This window comes from Streptomyces sp. H27-H1 (assembly GCF_026627445.1).
Classification (GTDB): domain Bacteria; phylum Actinomycetota; class Actinomycetes; order Streptomycetales; family Streptomycetaceae; genus Streptomyces.
In genome coordinates this window covers 168471-183855 of sequence record NZ_JAPNLJ010000015.1, presented here as the reverse complement: position 1 = coordinate 183855, position 15385 = coordinate 168471, and the positions used below count along the sequence as shown (strand labels likewise).

The following is a 15385-nucleotide window of genomic DNA, read 5'->3' as shown; positions in this document are numbered from 1 at the left end:
CCGTCTTCACCGTCTGCCTCGCAGGCTTGCCGCCGGAGAAGAACTCCACCTGGCCGGAGTCGCCGTTGCACGGTTGAAGGCAGCCGGGTACACCACACAACACGACCCGGACTTCGCCCCGAGTCCGATGACCTTCCTCGACCTGACCATCGGCGGCCAGGTCGAAAACCTCGCCGCGAAGATCCGCACGGCAGAACACAGCGAAGACGCCACCGCAGCCCTCACCGAGCTCGTCGCCCCCGGAGACGGCGTCCTGCCGGCCGCCATCTCGGTCCTCGAAGCCGCAGCGGACTTCTTCGCCGGTCTCGGAGATGAGGCGGACCCCGCGCACGCGGCCCGTATCCGCTACCTCGCCGAGAAGATCGACACGATCACCATCGAGGTCTCCGCCTACCGCAACGCGCTCGGCGACCGGCACACCGCTCACCCTCTGCGCCCCTCCTGCGCCGGGGTCGAGACATCCGAGCGTGAAGCGTCCGTTGTCTGCTCTTGTCCCCCGCTGCCCCCGGCCCCGCCAGTCCGGCGCGGACGCTGACCTTCCCCACCACACAACAAGGTGCACCCTGTCCCCCTCGCCACGGCGCGATGACCTCGCCGGCTTCGCCTCCGCCCTCGCCCAACGCCTCCCCGGCCCCACCTGGACCAGCACGTACACCAGGCACAAGACGTACCCCGATCAGATCCCCACGACCAACCAAGTTTGGGACGCCGGCGCCATCGGACACGCGGCTTCCGACTTCGTCCTCGGCCACCAGGCTGTGCTCAGCCGTGTCGACGGACCCCGGCTCCTGGTCTTCGACCGGCCCAGGTTCGCTCGCCAGTTCATGGTCGGCGCTCTCGTCCCGGAAGCCGACCCGGACGCCTTCCACCTCGTGGCCGAGCCCAACGGCATCACCGTCCCCGCCGACCCCGGACGCGCTGCTTCACAGGTCGCCCACAGGCTTCTGCCCCGCTTCGAGGCGGCGCTGGAGCAGGTGCGGCGCAACACAGAAAATCCGATCCCCCGCCGTCCCGCGCCGCCCCTGCTTGCCGGACGGGTGAGCATGGCCTGGTACCCCGACGGCGTCGTCGGCGCAGTATCGGGTGCCGAAGGCGCGGCCGATGCCCTGTACAGCTCCGGGTTCGGGTACCACCCGTACGACCGGATGTTCATCCTGTCGGCCTCGTACGGCGACCGTGAGCAGATCGCCCGGATCCAGGCCGCATCGCAGCGCTTGGACCGGCTGGGGATTGGTGTCGTCGTCCGTCCCGCTCCAACCCCAGCACCCCTCACCTCTAAGCCCGCAGTGGTAACCCCTCGCAGTCAGGGCGCTCCCGCCCGAACCCGCTGATCAGCGCGACACACACCGAGACAGGAAGGGTCAGGCGTCCTGAACCACGCTGACGAATTCGGCACCGATGTCGAGATCTACCTGCACCACTTTGACAAGGCCGTCTACGCCGACACTCGCACCGGAGCCCCCGAGCGCCTCCTGAAGCTGCTCGACTCCCAGGGTTTCGAGCGGAACACCATGCCGCCGATCTACGTATGGCACAAGCTCCCCGAAACCCTCAGCCCTGACGAGGTGCGACAGCATGCGACCCGGGCCATGGCCGCCGGGACGGCGGCCGGATACCGGGTCAACATCGCCCCCGAGCTCTTCGACGAGGCGACCTACACGGAGGCCAAGGCCGCCCGGAACGGGCTAACCCCACAGCCGCAAGCGGGAATCCCCACACCGGGAAGTACGGCGCCCACCCCACGCCGGCGTTCCTGACCCTCGCTGGAGATCCGATCTACCCATCGCCAACCCCCTTCCCACCTCCCATCTCCGCCCGGCGAAGACCCCCGCTCGGCTACTTCCTGCTGCGCCGCTACCTGAAAGATTACGCGTTCGGCAGCGACAGGCGCCCGTCCCTTGGAACACCAAGAACACCCTCGGAGCACCAGGAGGAGACCACCGGCCCTCCACACCGAGCCACCACCGCCGCGACCCCGACTCCCGAAAGGAGGCCGCTTGTTCAACGTCACCACGCAAGACCTCGTTGACGTCCGCATCACCCTTGCCGCCCTGGCCGCGCAGCTGGACGAAGGCCTGCCCGCCCATGACGCCGCCACGCTGTTGAGGCCCGTCTTCGAGATTGACGACGGTCTGCTCTATCAGGTCAGCAACGTCCTGGGCGCGGTAAGCCGGATGGCCAAGCGGTACAACGACGCCGGTGTCGAGGACGCGGACATCTGGCGAGACCTCGCCAACTCCTGCGACTCCGTCTTCCGCCAGGCGGAGAACCTGCTCGGCACCGGCGACGAGATCGCCCAGTGGCCGGACGCCCTCCCTGCCCCGGTCAAGACCTCCGCGCCGCTGCCGCCAGCCTCGCTGGCCTCACCGGCAGGGAGGACCCGATGACTCGGCAGTGGACGGGCTGGGGGCCGGGCGGAGAGCTCCCCGAGCAGCACTACCTGATCGAGCCTCGCCACCTGGCCGGTGGCGGCGACGTCCGGCACGTCACCGAATACCTCCGCGCCAGCGGATGGGCCGACAAGACGCCCCGAGCCGGCAGCCCGCTCCTCTTCGACAGCCCGGACAAGTCCGTCCGCATCGGGTACGACCCGGGTGCGATGCCGCCGGGCTGGACCGTCTCCGGCCGAGCCACCCCGGAGCAGCCCGCCTGGCACGTGACCCTCACCGAACACGTGCCCGTCGAGATCATCGCGGGGCTGACGGACGCCCTCACCCAGCAGCGCCTGGCGCACGCACCAAATGTGTGGGCGCCACTGGAGGAGCAGAACTGGGCGACCGCCCGCGGGAAGCACTTCACCGCGACCAGCCCGGACGGTGATGCCTGGATCCAGTTTCACCAGAGCGAGCCTGGCAAGGCGCACTGGTGGGCCGGCGCCCGTACCGAACACGGTCGTGCCTGGGACGCGGTCTTCTCCCAGACCACCCCGATGCACCTGGTCCAGGAATTCGCCACCGCCCTGGCTGACCCCCAGCCCGTGATGCGGCCACGTGGGCACGTGCCCGCCACCGACCGGATCCGCACCACCTCGGTGTCGGTCCTGCCCTCCCGTCTCGCCGCCTGGCAGCAGGCCCGTGTCACCGCCGCCCGCTCCGCGACCTGGGCCAAGAACGCGTGGGCCGCCCGCCAGCCCCGAAAGGCCGCACCCCGCCCCCACACCGCCAGGAGCGGCACCACCACCGCCGGCCGCCGCTAACCCCCCTCCCTTACAGGACGCCCATGACCGACAGCTCCACCGAACTCACGCCCGAACAGCTCCAGGAGACCGCGAACACGCTCCTGAAGCTCACCGCCCATCTGCGATCGGGACCCGCTCCGGAACACGCCCTGGCACTGACCGCCGTCCTGCTGGACGAGGACCACGGTGTTCTCGCGCGCCTCTCCGAGGCTCTGCGTGCGACCTCCCGCTACCTGGTCCAGCAGGCACCGGTCCCCTGGACGCCGCAGGTCCAACACGCCGTGCAGTGGCTCACCCTCGCAGCCAACGACATCCAGGACTGGACGATCCTGCACTTCGACGTCAGCCAGCTGAGGACGGATGCCGTCCTGAGCCAGAGCCCCTCGTGAACGAGGACCTGCGAGCCTTCGCCGAGGACATGAAGGGCCAGTTCCACTGCGAGGTCACCCCCCGCCACCTGGCCGGCGCGGGGGATCCCCGGCACATCACGCACGCCCTGCGCGCGGCCGGCTGGAGGCACGAAGGTGACCGCGGCCTTCCTCAGGTCTCCCTGACCAGCCCCGACCGCTCGCTGAGCCTGCTCCTCGACCTCTCGTCGCCCTACCACGCGTGGTCGGTGGGCAGCACGCAGATCTTCGCACCCGGCTACTGGCAAGCTGGGTTCGCCAGCAGCACTCCTGTCGAGATCATCGCGGGACTGACCGACTCCCTCATCCGACCGGCCCCCGCGCACGCTCCGCCGGACGTATGGGAGTCGCTGGCTTCCGCCGGATGGGACATCAGCGACGAACCGCTCGGGCGCGAAGCCTCCCCGCCCGGCAGCCAAGGGCTGAAGATCAAACAGCTCGGAGGAGGCGATCGGGACGACGACTACTTCTGGTGGCAGGTCCAGGCCGTCGCGGAGTCCTACGGGGGCAACTTCGAGACCGTCTGGTCCGCTTCTCTTGACCAGACCACACCCCCTCACGTCCTGGCCGGCCTGATCGAGCAGCTCGGCAGCCCCGCTGGTGTCCGGCGTGGTTCGCACGAACCAGGTGTCCATTACCGGGCCACGCACGGTGACATGGTCGCCGTCGGCCCGCAGATCGTGGCGGACCACACCGTGCGGATGGATGCGGCGCGCGCAGGCGCCCGCGCCCTGACCCGAGCGGCGAAGCTGCCGACCAGCCGTCCGCATCAGCCCGCCCCGACCACCAACGCCGCGGCCCCGAGGCGGTAGCCGCACCCGGAGGGCGCAGCACCGTACGCGCCCTCCGGGAACTCCCACTCCCCCGCTGCTCGAAGGGCACCTCTCCCCCTTGGCCTTGTCCCCCACCGACCTCCACCGGCTACGCCTCCAACAGCTCGCCGTATATGTGCGCGACGCCCGCGTCCTGCTACCTCCCCCGGACCCTGGCGCCCACGCCCAAACACCGGCTCCCGTCAGCACCACGACGCAGGCCACCATCTGGCGGGCCTTCCGGAAGATCTCCTACAGCGCCGGGCAGCTCGTCACCGTCGCCGAAATCCAGGCCACGCGCCTGCCGCCGCAGGCCCTGCCTGACTCCTGGACCGGCATCTTCGCGGGGCTGCGCGATGCCGCCCGCCGCCTGGACGAACTGCACACCCAGTGGCTGGTGGACCGCGAAGTGATCCTCGCCCGCGACACCGACACGCGCACCGAGTACGAAGCAACCCTCCAGCACCGCAACCACGCCGCCTGGCCGCACCTGCACCTCTGGATCCGCGACGCAGAAACGATCCTTCACCTCGACGTCCTCGCGCACGGCACCACCGCTCACACGGCCCGCATCCCCGAACCTCCCCCGCTGCCCAACCGTCCAGCCGGGTCAACGCCCCGGCTCTAACCACCGCCCTAGGACGCCTGCTTGCCGCCCAACCGCCCCGACACCTCGAATGACTTCACCGACCTCGTGTTCAAACTGCTACTCGGCGCCTTGGCCGTGGCCATCCCCTGGGCCAACCTCGCTTGGCTGGGCGGCAACAGCGCCACCTGGCTGACCGACGCAGGCCCCTGGGCTCCCTACGACCCCGCCAATGCCCTCCTCCACCCGGAACTCCTGTGGCCCACAACCGGCAGCGCCGCGCTGGTGATCGGCCGCATCATCCTTCCCGGCATCGTCTTGGTCACGATCGCCGTCGTTGCCCTCACCCAGTGGAAGAAGCGCACCGGAGGCGGGACCAAGAAGCAGGTCGTGGGCATGGCCAAGGCCCGGGACATCGAGCCGCTGCTGGCCAAGTCCCTCAACGGCAAGGCGCGATCACTGCGCCCCAGCCTGAAGGACGTCAAGAAGCTCGCCCCCAAGGACACCGGGCTCCTCCTAGGCAACATCGCCGGAAGCCGCACCGAGGTCCGCATGAACTTCGAGGACGTGGCCGTCGCGATCATGGCGCCGCGATCGGGCAAGACGACCACCCTGGCCATCCCCATGATCCTTTCCGCGCCCGGCCCCGTACTCCTGACCTCGAACAAGGCCGCCGGCGACGCGTACACCTGCTGCCTCGATGCCCGCGGACAAGTGGGCCGGACCTGGTCGATGGACCCGCAGCAGATCGCCCACGCCGAGCGGACCATGTGGTGGAACCCGCTCGCCGACGCCGACACCCTCGAAGGGGCCGGCCGTCTCGCCGGCCACTTCCTTACCGCCGCCGTCGACGCCAGCCAGCAGGGCGACTTCTGGTCCAAGGCCGCCTCCAACGTGCTGAGCCAGTTGTTCCTCGCTGCCGCACTCGACCAACGACCGATCACCGACGTGATGAGCTGGCTCGCGTTCCCCGCCGACCGCACCCCGCTCGACCTGCTGCGAGACCACGGCTTCACCGCCGTCGCCTCACAGCTCAAGGGAACGGTCGAGGGCCCCCCGGAGACCCGGGACGGGATCTACGAAACGAGCCGCCAGTACGCCGCCTGCCTCCTGAACGCCGACATCGCGAAGTGGGTCACCCCGCAGAAGGACGCCGAGGAGTTCAAGCCCCGGGACTTCGTCACCAGCACCGACACCCTGTTCCTCCTCAGCAAGGACGGCGGCGGCGGAGCCTCCGCGCTCATCGCCGCCTGCGCGGACTCCGTCATGCGCACCGCGACAGCCCAGGCCGAGCGAGCAGGCGGGCGGCTCGACCCGCCCATGATCTGCGTCCTCGACGAGGCCGCAAACGTGTGCAAAATCTCAGACTTGCCAGACTTGTACTCCCACCTCGGCAGCCGCGGGGTCATCCCGATCACCATCCTGCAGAGCTACCGCCAAGGCCAGCGGGTCTGGGGCGACGCCGGCATGGACGCCATGTGGAGCGCTTCCACCATCAAGGTCATCGGCAGCGGCATCGACGACCCGGACTTCGCCGACAAGCTCAGCCGGATGATCGGCGACCACGACGTCGAGACCACCTCCACCTCGACCTCCGACTCGGGGAAGTCCACCTCCGTCTCCATGCGGCAGGAGCGGATCCTGCCCGCCGACGCCATCCGCGCCCTCCCCAAGGGATCCGGACTGCTCTTCGCCACCGGCATGCGACCCGCCATGCTCGCCATGCGCCCCTGGTACCTGGAGCCCGGAGCCGACGAGCTGTCCGCCGCGTCCACCCGAGCCTCGAAGGCCATCACCGCCCGAGCGATCACCAAGGTGGCGCCCAGCCAGGCCGACTTCGGGACCACGGCATGACTCATCGAGAAGAACGACTTCGGGAAGTCGGGATGAACCAACCGGACCGCTCATCGACGCACTCACCGTGCCGACCGCGCTGACCTTCCCGGAAGAAGCAGACGGGGTCTCGTCTCGGCCCACAACAGCCAGCCCCCGCAAACAAAAGGACCCCTGTGCCTGATTCGAACCCACCGCCCCTGGAATATCCCGGCCTGTCCGACATCATCGACGAGATCATCCAGGAGCTTCGCCGTCACCCGATCGGCATCGACCACGTCTCCGTCACCACCGTCACTCGGCACATCAGCCAGGTCAGTGCACTCCTCGCACGAGTAGCCAGCGAGGCTCACGCCCATAGCGACCACGCCCGCCGTCACCCCGAGCCCCGCATCTGGCGGCCGACCCACATCCTTTCGATGGCCTCGGTCGCCTTGGCCGAAGCGCTGTCCGGCTACACGAAGATCCTCGCCCCCCTGACCATCGCCTGCGAGCCCACGCCATACGGGACCGTCGACGACGCCATGGACCGAATCGAGTTCCGTGAGGCCGCCGAGAAGCACCTTCCCGTCATCCGCCGGGCTCTGGCCGAGGCCCGTGACCACGTGAAGCCGGACACGACCGCCCCCCAGCCGTCGGCAGCGCCCAACTCCCCCACCCAGGCATCCGCAATCGGCGAGGCACCCGGGCACGCCGTCCCTTCGCCGGTAGACCCGGGCGCCGACCGCGGTCCGCAACCATCCCCACGCCAGGCCCCGCCCAAGCTGAACGACGCCCAACACCGCGCGCTCCAGGCCATCGCCGAGCACGAGATCGTGGTGTACCTGAGCAAGCACAAGCTGGCCCTCTCCGGGCAACCCGGTCCTCACCGGTTCACCATGCGCACGGTCGAGGCCCTGGAGGCGAAAGACCTGGTGAACCGCAGCTTCGCCACCAGCCTCGTCATGGGCCAGCGACTGCGCCTCACTCCCACCGGCAAACAGGCCCTTAACACCCTCGGCCCAGCCCCGCCGCCCACACCGGCTTCCACTCCCGTACGCCCTGTCCGCCCACCGACGGCCCGCACCCGCTAGCCGGGCTTCGAGACAACGCCTCGGACCGCCCGTCGGCAAAAGCGCCCACACCTTCGTCCCCGCGCCCGGGAACCCAGCCCGTACCCAACGCCTCATGGGAGTTCGTCCTGCAGATCGTCGACCTTGTAGAACAGACACGCCTCCTGGGCCAGGTGGCCCCCACCCTGAAGGCCCTTCGCGAGGAGGTGGAGAGCGTGAGGGCGGGAGAGATGGCCAAACCCCTGCGCGAGATCGGGCCGACCGCCATCCGCGTACAGGAATTCGCGATGCAGTGCACCCAGCAGGCCCTCGTGCTGTCGACCAGCCAGTACGCCGCCATGAAGGGCGGCCACGAGAACCTCGCCAAGCTCGTGGAAGCCACCACCCAGGTATCCCTCGCGGCCACCCTGTGCACGTTCGCCATCCACCGCCGCACCGAAGTCCTGCTGTACGAAGACGCCGATGAGACCCCGGCGGCGAGCCGCAGCAGGCTGAGCGAGGCCACCGAGGAGCTGGATCGGGCGGCGAAGACGTACAGCCGGCTGGCACAGCGGCTGTCCTATCGCCTGGCCTCGTTCGCCGCACGGCGCGAGGACCAGCAACTCATCGCCCGTGCAGCGGACAGCCCCGGCGTGACCACCGCGCCGACCGAGCCCGCGGCACCCACTGCTCTAGCCGTCCCCCACGCACACACCGCGTCCGGACCCGTCCGAACCCGCTGACCCAGCCCCTCCCGCCGTGTTCGTACCGGTCACCTCCCCGCACGCCGCCTACCTGTTGATGCCCTGCCCCGCTCCCCGCCTCGCACCGTGGCAACCTCCGGTGCCCGAACCACTCCTGGAATCCCTTCTTGGAAAGCCTCCCCTTCGAAGCGGCTCGCACGATCGAGCGCCTTCACGGCCTGTCCACCGACCTCGGCGCCTTCGGTGAACTCCTCGCCGGAGCCCGCCCCGTCGCCGGCATCGGCTCGCTGCCGACTCTCGCGTCCTGGTACGCCACCGCCCAAGATCTGTCCGCCACCGCCCTCGTGCTGCTGCTGAGCACCGCCGAGCGGCCGTACGCTTACACCACCGTGTCCGGGCACCACGCCGTGGAGTCCCTCGGGCAGCTCGTCAAGACCTCCTCCGACATCACGGCCCACGTCATGGGGGCGGTTGCGGTGGCAGCCGAGTACCACCGTGCCGACGGGCTCCCGGATCCTGCCGCCGGACGGATGTTCGCCCAGCCAGCCGTCCACCGGTGGGCCCTCGACGGGCATCTCGACAGCGCCGTCGCATTGATCCAGGCAGCCCGTGCCGCCTGTCACAACGCCGCCGCCTTCACCCAGACAGCCGGCCTGCGCGAGGCGACCCGCGCCGCCGAACCCGTGCCGCTGCCCGACTCGAACCGGGCCGAGTACCGGGCCCTATGCCTTATCGCGGACGACCAGGTCCTCCTGTCCGCCGACCGGAGAGGCGCCCGTCGGATCTGGATCGGCAGCGGCGAGCGGATCTCCACGGCGACCGTGGACTCGCTGACGAGCAAGGAGCTCGTCCGCCTAGACGCCAGCGGAAGCCTCACCGCCGGACAGCGGCTCCGCGTGACGGACCTGGGACGCCGCGTCCTCGACGCCCCGGGGCACGAAGCTCTCCGACGCCTCGGTCCCGCGCTCGAGCCCGTTCTGCCCGTACCTCCGCGTCGCCCAGGTCCCACATACGCCCGCTGACCAGATCCGCCCCGGTGGCGGACCGTCCCGCCTGGCGGTGCACCTACGAAGGTCCCACCCGTTCATGACCGATGATGCCCTCTTCGCCCTGCCCGACCCACCCACAACCTCCGGGCCCGACCGCCCCTCGAAGACCGCGCCCAGCCCTCCGGCGCCGTCCGTAGCCGCTCCACCCGCGCTGTCCGCGTCAGCTGCCCGACCGCCGTCCATCCCCACCCCGCCTTCACCCGTGGTGCGTCTGCTCGCACTCGCCGACCAGTTCACCCAGCACAACGATCACCTCGCCCGGCTCCAGCCGGCCTACGGTGCCACCTGGGGGCACGCCTCCGCGCAAGTCCTGGTGGGCGCGTGCCTGGAGGCCGTACAGGCCATCGTCGACCAGCCGATGTACGCGGGTGTGACGTTGACCGAGGCCACGGTCCGGATCAAGCACCTGGCTGTCCTGACCGGACAAGCGGTACGCCACCTTGCCCAGGCCAAGGCCCGACTCAGCAGCCCGGCTTCGCTCTCGGCCCCACCGTCCGGGAGCGGTGAAGTCGCACACCAGATACAGCTCGCACGGGAACTGACAGCGCTGGCTGCGGTCATGGCCCTGGAGTCGGCGAGCGCCGTTGCTTCCGAGATCCACCGGCGTCGGCCCGCGACGCCCATCACTAACGATGCGTTGACTCCCGGCGAGCAGGCTGCGCTTCAGGCCACCGCCCGGGGACACCTCGTGATCGGCCGACGGGAGGGCCGCGAGCTGGTTCACAGCCGTGGCAGTTCCGTGCGCATCGACACCCTGCGCGCTCTGGAACACGCCGGGCTCGTTGCGGTGGAACCCGGGTCCGCGCCGCCGGACTTCAGCGGGGGTCCCCCGAACGACCGGGTCCGCCTCACCCTCAGCGGGGCAACGGCCGTGACGTCCTTCCTCGGGCACGGTCCCCGCCCACCAGCCCGGTCAGCGCCCAGCTCCCTCCCTGCCCGCACCACTGCGGCAGCGGCAAAGGCCCGCTGATCCGTCCGCTCTTCCCCTCTGTCCGCCTCCTTCGCGCCGTGATCGCCTTCGGCGCCCGTACCACCCCTTGGATCCCCTCTCTTGGAAAACCCCCGCTACCGCATCCTTTCTCTGGGCGCCGGAGTACAGTCGTCCTGCCTGCTCGCGCTTTCCGCCGAAGGAATACTCCCGCGAATCGACTTCGCGGTCTTCGCCGACACAGGCTGGGAACCCCAGGCCGTTTATGATCACCTCGACCGGCTAGAACGCGAGGTAGCCAAACCGGCCGGTATACCGATTCTCCGAGTTTCTTCAGGGAACATCAGGGATGACGCCCTGGATCCGGAACGCCGATTCGCCTCCATGCCGCTCTACATTCTCAACCGAGACAGTCTCCCTGGAATGACCAGGCGCCAATGTACCGGCGAGTATAAGATCAAGCCGATTAAACGACAGGTTCGTGAGCTGCTGGGTTTCCCGTATCCGCAGCGGGTTCCCAAGGGCCTTTACGTCGAGCAGTGGGTCGGCATATCGACGGATGAGTTCCATCGCGCCAAGGACTCCGACGTGAAGTACATGCGCAATCGGCATCCACTGATCAGCGATCTCGACTGGTCGCGCGCAGACTGCATCCGCTACCTTTCCAGCGTCAGCCTGGCGGACACCCCGAAGTCGAGCTGCCTCGGATGCCAGTGGCGGAGCCTGCGGGATAACTCCCCGGCTGAATGGGACGACGTCGTAGCCTTCGACGCGGCCATCCGGCAGGGAAACGCAAGGGCCAATGCATCGGGTAATCCGCTGCTGGGTGAGGCTTTTCTCCATCGCTCCCGCGTCCCGCTCGCCGTGGCCCCGATCGACCATGTCACCCGCTCGGAACGTGATGCCGCCGCATCCGACGAGCTGGAGAACGGCGTGGCCAACGGGTGCTCGCCCTGGGCCTGCCGAGGCGAGGAAAGCGAGCAGGAGCAGGACGACTTCGGGCTGGCCTCGTGATGGAAAGGCTCGTGGTGGACCTCTTTGCCGGTCCCGGGGGCTGGAGCCACGCCATGCACGTCCTGGGCGTGCGCGACGTCGGTCTGGAGTGGGACGAGTGGGCGTGCAAGACCCGCGCCCGCGCAGGCCAGTTGACGATCCGCACTGATGTGGCCATGTACCCGGCGTGGCCACTGGTCGGCCGCACCCTCGGGTTCATAGCGAGCCCGCCGTGTCAGGCATGGTCGATGGCCGGCAAGCGGCTCGGCCTGCTCGACCAGCCACTCGTCCACCAGGCCGTCGCCGACCTCGCCGCCGGACGCGACACCCGCGCGAAGCTGCTGACCGCCTGCAAGGATCCCCGGAGCCTGCTGGCCGCGGAGCCGATGCGCTACCTCCACGCCCTGCACCAGGTCGGCGAGCCGGAGTGGATCGCCATGGAGGAGGTCCCGGACGTCCTGCCGCTATGGCGGCAGTACGCCGTGATCCTGCGTACCTGGGGCTTCTCCGTCTGGACCGGGATCCTCAATGCCGCCGACTACGGGGTACCGCAGACCAGGAAGCGGGCGATCCTGCTCGCCTCCCGGACCCGCACAGCCGAGCCACCGCCCCCCACCCACGCCGAGGCCGCCGAGCCCGAGTCGCTGTTCGGGCCAGGCCGCGAGAAGTGGGTGTCCATGGCCGAAGCCCTCGGCTGGGGCGCCACCGACCGCCCCGTGCCCACCGTGTGCGCCGGCGGCGGGCCTGGCGGCGGCCCCGAGCCCTTCCCTACGGGGGCCCGCAAGACCCTCACCGACGCCCGCGACCGCGGTACCTGGAAGGCGCCCAGGCCGACCGCCGCCCCGCGACGTACTCGTGGTCGCGCCTCCCGGGCGGTGACCCCGTCCTGCACCTGCGGGAACTGTCCCTGGTCCTGGTCCCTGCGCAGCAACAATCAAGCGAACGCAACCGTCCGCGGTGCGCACGAGCCCGCCGGCACCCTGTTCTTCGGCCACCGAGCGAACGAGTGCGTGTGGGTCGCCGAAGCCTCGGCGGCGGCATCTGGCGGACTGGATCCGGCGCCTGATCCGATCCGGATCACCGCCACCGAGGCCGGGGCGCTGCAGACTTTCCCGGCGGACTATCCCTGGGCCGGTACGAAGGGCCAGCAGTTCTCCCAGATAGGCAACGCCGTACCGCCTCTTCTTGCGGCCCACCTTCTGGCTCCGCACCTCGGCAAGACCCTCACCCGCTCCGACTTCGTGCTGGCGGCCTGATGGCCAACAACCGTATTCCGGAAGCGGACTTCGGCCTGGAGGACATCCCCGCGGGTCCGCCCGTGCACTACGCCGAGCAGGCCCTGCTCGGCGCACTCCTCCTCGACCCGTACGGGATCAAGGCGGTCGGCCCGCTCGAAGCCGCGCACTTCTCCTCCGCCAGGCACCGTGCCCTGTTCGCGGCGGTGGCCACGCTCACCCCGCCGGCCTCGCCCCTGCACGCGAAGGAGCCGGTCTGGATCAATGCCGTCCACGCCCACGCACTCCCCAACTCCCGCGGCCTGGCCCTGTCCTACCTCCACACGCTGGCCGCGGCCTGCCCCGAGCCCGCGCACGCCCACGCGTACGCGCGGATGGTGAGGGCTGACCACGCTCGGCGAACCGTCCGCGCCCACAGCGAAGTCCTCATCCAGGCGGCCACCGACACCGGGCTGCCGGACCCCGCCACCGTGACCCTGAGCCGGGCCGACTCCCTCGCCGCCCTCCTCGACCACCTGGCCGCGGCGTTCCCCTCCCACCCGGGCTCGCTCCCCCGCACCCCACTCCCGCCACCGCCCGCCCGCGACACCGGGCCGGACGTGGTGAGCGAGGAGGAGCTGCTGCTGTCGACGGCCGCCGCGTACCCGGCCGCGCTGTCGTCGATGCGGTGGCTTCGCCCTGAGGACTTCGCCGTCCCCCTCCACGGCGCCCTCTACCGATGCCTGACCTCGCTGGCCGCGCGCGGGGACCCGGTCGACGAGGTGACCGTGCTCTGGGAGGCCCAGCAGCACGGCCTGCTCACCGAGGCATTCACCGCGCAGGCCGCCCTGGACATGCTCGCCGCCTCGGCCGGGGTCCCCGAGCACTGGGGGGAGCAGATCCTGCGGCGCTCACTCCTCCACCACGCCCACACCACCGGCCGGCACATCCAGGCCTTCACCCACGACCCGGCGAACTCCCCGCACCAGCTGGTCACCGGCAGCCGCCGCGCCCTCGCCGACCTCACCTCGGTCCGAGCCCGCTGGCAACACGTCACCAGCCAGACACCCGCCGAACGCCCCCGCCCTCGGCCGGCCCCAGCCTCCCGGGCCGGGCCACCCACCCCCCGCACCACCCGCGCCCCCACCGTGTCGACACGGTCCTCCCGATAAGCCCACCCAACCGGGTCCGGCCGGCCCTCTGCCGGCCGGACCCGAGAAGCGAGCCCCATGCCCAGCCCCTCACCCTCCGCCCACGTCCGCCTGGCGCTCCACCCCGGCCACGGCACCGCCGTGACCGCCACGATCACCGGGAGCCCCCTCTACCTCGCGCGCGCTGCCCTCGCCATCCACGGATTCCGCTCGACCAGCGACACGACCATGGTTCTGGCACGCATCGACCACGAAGCACCCCACTACGCCGGAAAGGCCGCCCAGGCCCTGCGTGAAGACGGCACCACCGTGGACATCGATCCCGCCCTCCAGGAGGAGATCGACACCGAGTGGACGTACGGCAACTACCCCATGACCTGGCTGGACCGGGAGGAGATCCGCGAGGTCAGCGCCGAGGCCCAGCGCATCCACGACGACATCGCCGCCGGCCGTCTGGTGATCCACATGCATGCCCACGACGGCTGGACCACCGTCGCGGTCGGCACCTACCAGGACGGCAGGAGCATCCACCTCCACGGCGAGGACTACCTGCGCCAGGAGACCTGGTTCTTCGACTCCGAAGCCGAGGCGGTGGCCCGATTCCTCAGCAGCCACCCCGTCGCAGCACGACCGGGACCCGCACCCCCGACAGACATCGAGCGCGCCGCGGCCGAAGCCCTCGCCTCATTTCCCGTCGGTGTACCGGCGCCCGCCGCGCCGCTCGTGCAGGCCGGTGCCCCGGCCGAGCCGGTCTCGCAGAGCGTTCCCGCGTACGCCGCCGACCCCGGCGATCACGAAGCCCTCCTGCGCGACTTCTTCACCAAACACCAGGAGTGGGAGAAGTGGCGCCCCCACGACGAGACGACCATCGCCAGCCACGAATCTCTCACCCTGCGCGTCGAGTTCCTCCACGAAGCGCTTCGCGGCGACGACGCCTGGACGATCGCCGCCTACGAGTCACCCGTCGGAGAACGCCTCTGGCACGCCACCGCCACCCCCACCACCCCCGTCGAGATCATGCGCACCCTGCTCGACAGCCTCAACACCGACAACGCCTGGAGCCCGAGCACCAACTCCCCGGTGACGGAGGAACACCTCGCCCAGGCCTCCCGCCCGCTGGAGGACGTCGGCTGGCCTCTGAAGGTCGGATCCCGGCTCATCGACTGGACGGCACCCACCCCCGGCCACGGGGCTGGGCTGCGCTTCGACACCTCCGTCAAGCAGGCCAGCGTCCTGCCGGCCTGGACCGTCTGGGGCGGCAACACCGCCGACAGCCCCCACTGGGCCATCCACCTCTCGACGCACGCCCCCACAGCGCTCATCCAGGACGTCGCCTTCGAACTCGCCCACGGTCAGGGCCTCCGGCAGCCTCAGCTCCGCGCCGCCACAACCGCATCCCACCTGGCGACGAAGGCCGCCGTCGCCCGCCCTCCGGCATCGGCTCCCCGCCCCGCTCCCCGGCGTTGAACACCGCCCCGACCCGCCCAGCCAGGCAGGCA

General features: G+C 70.2%; 17 protein-coding genes. 16 read left to right on the top strand and 1 reads right to left on the bottom strand.

Annotated features, from left to right (window positions below; translation table 11 throughout):
• Positions 1-73 precede the first annotated feature (73 nt).
• Together OTB20_RS18810 and OTB20_RS18805 are read left to right on the top strand one after the other, a co-directional pair.
• Positions 74-535, top strand: a complete 462-nt coding sequence (locus OTB20_RS18810; protein ID WP_267818946.1) for a hypothetical protein — start codon at positions 74-76, stop codon at positions 533-535.
• Positions 480-1331 carry a hypothetical protein gene (locus OTB20_RS18805; RefSeq protein WP_267818944.1) on the top strand — a complete coding sequence of 284 codons (852 nt, stop codon included), beginning with the start codon at positions 480-482 and terminating at the stop codon, positions 1329-1331. Before OTB20_RS18810 ends, OTB20_RS18805 begins: the two co-directional genes overlap by 56 nt.
• A 30-nt stretch (positions 1332-1361) precedes the next feature.
• On the opposite strand, the gene OTB20_RS18800 is transcribed toward OTB20_RS18805, so the two are convergent.
• Entirely contained in the window at positions 1362-1577 is a 216-nt protein-coding gene (locus OTB20_RS18800) for a hypothetical protein (RefSeq protein WP_267818942.1), read from the bottom strand.
• 420 nt (positions 1578-1997) lie between these two features.
• Between OTB20_RS18800 and OTB20_RS18795 the strand changes: the two genes are divergently transcribed.
• The 14 genes from OTB20_RS18795 to OTB20_RS18730 all read left to right on the top strand — a co-directional run bounded on the left by OTB20_RS18795 (position 1998) and on the right by OTB20_RS18730 (position 15353).
• Positions 1998-2387 carry a hypothetical protein gene (locus OTB20_RS18795; protein WP_267818941.1) on the top strand — a complete coding sequence of 130 codons (390 nt, stop codon included), beginning with the start codon at positions 1998-2000 and terminating at the stop codon, positions 2385-2387.
• Positions 2384-3196, top strand: coding sequence for a DUF317 domain-containing protein (locus OTB20_RS18790; RefSeq protein WP_267818939.1), 813 nt, complete (start codon positions 2384-2386; stop codon positions 3194-3196). Before OTB20_RS18795 ends, OTB20_RS18790 begins: the two co-directional genes overlap by 4 nt.
• Before the next feature lie 23 nt (positions 3197-3219).
• Positions 3220-3567, top strand: a complete 348-nt coding sequence (locus OTB20_RS18785; RefSeq protein WP_267818937.1) for a hypothetical protein — start codon at positions 3220-3222, stop codon at positions 3565-3567.
• Positions 3564-4397: a DUF317 domain-containing protein gene (locus tag OTB20_RS18780; RefSeq protein WP_267818935.1), complete on the top strand. Its 834-nt coding sequence runs from the start codon at positions 3564-3566 to the stop codon at positions 4395-4397. The genes OTB20_RS18785 and OTB20_RS18780 overlap by 4 nt, the downstream gene beginning before the upstream one ends.
• Before the next feature lie 79 nt (positions 4398-4476).
• Positions 4477-5025, top strand: a complete 549-nt coding sequence (locus OTB20_RS18775; protein WP_267818933.1) for a hypothetical protein — start codon at positions 4477-4479, stop codon at positions 5023-5025.
• A gap of 21 nt (positions 5026-5046) precedes the next feature.
• The gene (locus OTB20_RS18770; protein ID WP_267818931.1) at positions 5047-6837 is read left to right on the top strand and encodes a type IV secretory system conjugative DNA transfer family protein; all 1791 of its coding nucleotides are present in this window, start codon (positions 5047-5049) and stop codon (positions 6835-6837) included.
• 155 nt (positions 6838-6992) lie between these two features.
• The gene (locus OTB20_RS18765) at positions 6993-7889 is read left to right on the top strand and encodes a hypothetical protein (protein WP_267818929.1); all 897 of its coding nucleotides are present in this window, start codon (positions 6993-6995) and stop codon (positions 7887-7889) included.
• Positions 7890-8041: 152 nt separating this feature from the next.
• A complete protein-coding gene (locus OTB20_RS18760) occupies positions 8042-8590 on the top strand; it encodes a hypothetical protein (RefSeq protein ID WP_267818928.1) in 549 nt (182 codons plus the stop codon).
• A 128-nt stretch (positions 8591-8718) separates the two neighbouring features.
• Positions 8719-9573, top strand: coding sequence for a hypothetical protein (locus OTB20_RS18755; RefSeq protein WP_267818926.1), 855 nt, complete (start codon positions 8719-8721; stop codon positions 9571-9573).
• Positions 9574-9637: 64 nt separating this feature from the next.
• Positions 9638-10570 (top strand): hypothetical protein, encoded by a 933-nt coding sequence (locus tag OTB20_RS18750; protein WP_267818924.1) that lies wholly within the window; start codon positions 9638-9640, stop codon positions 10568-10570.
• Positions 10571-10708: 138 nt separating this feature from the next.
• Positions 10709-11542, top strand: a complete 834-nt coding sequence (locus OTB20_RS18745) for a hypothetical protein (RefSeq protein WP_267818997.1) — start codon at positions 10709-10711, stop codon at positions 11540-11542.
• On the top strand, positions 11542-12777 hold the full coding sequence (locus OTB20_RS18740) for a DNA cytosine methyltransferase (protein WP_267818995.1): 1236 nt from the start codon (positions 11542-11544) through the stop codon (positions 12775-12777). The genes OTB20_RS18745 and OTB20_RS18740 overlap by 1 nt, the downstream gene beginning before the upstream one ends.
• The gene (locus tag OTB20_RS18735; protein ID WP_267818923.1) at positions 12777-13907 is read left to right on the top strand and encodes a DnaB-like helicase N-terminal domain-containing protein; all 1131 of its coding nucleotides are present in this window, start codon (positions 12777-12779) and stop codon (positions 13905-13907) included. The genes OTB20_RS18740 and OTB20_RS18735 overlap by 1 nt, the downstream gene beginning before the upstream one ends.
• A 57-nt stretch (positions 13908-13964) precedes the next feature.
• On the top strand, positions 13965-15353 hold the full coding sequence (locus OTB20_RS18730; RefSeq protein WP_267818922.1) for a DUF317 domain-containing protein: 1389 nt from the start codon (positions 13965-13967) through the stop codon (positions 15351-15353).
• Positions 15354-15385 lie beyond the last annotated feature (32 nt).

Coding starts and splice junctions, on each gene's coding strand:
- OTB20_RS18785 (WP_267818937.1), top strand. CDS start 3,220: ATGACCGACAGCTCCACCGAACTCACGCCCGAACAGCTCCAGGAGACC.
- OTB20_RS18750 (WP_267818924.1), top strand. CDS start 9,638: ATGACCGATGATGCCCTCTTCGCCCTGCCCGACCCACCCACAACCTCC.
- OTB20_RS18730 (WP_267818922.1), top strand. CDS start 13,965: ATGCCCAGCCCCTCACCCTCCGCCCACGTCCGCCTGGCGCTCCACCCC.
- OTB20_RS18735 (WP_267818923.1), top strand. CDS start 12,777: ATGGCCAACAACCGTATTCCGGAAGCGGACTTCGGCCTGGAGGACATC.
- OTB20_RS18790 (WP_267818939.1), top strand. CDS start 2,384: ATGACTCGGCAGTGGACGGGCTGGGGGCCGGGCGGAGAGCTCCCCGAG.
- OTB20_RS18740 (WP_267818995.1), top strand. CDS start 11,542: ATGGAAAGGCTCGTGGTGGACCTCTTTGCCGGTCCCGGGGGCTGGAGC.
- OTB20_RS18800 (WP_267818942.1), bottom strand. CDS start 1,577: ATGCTGTCGCACCTCGTCAGGGCTGAGGGTTTCGGGGAGCTTGTGCCA.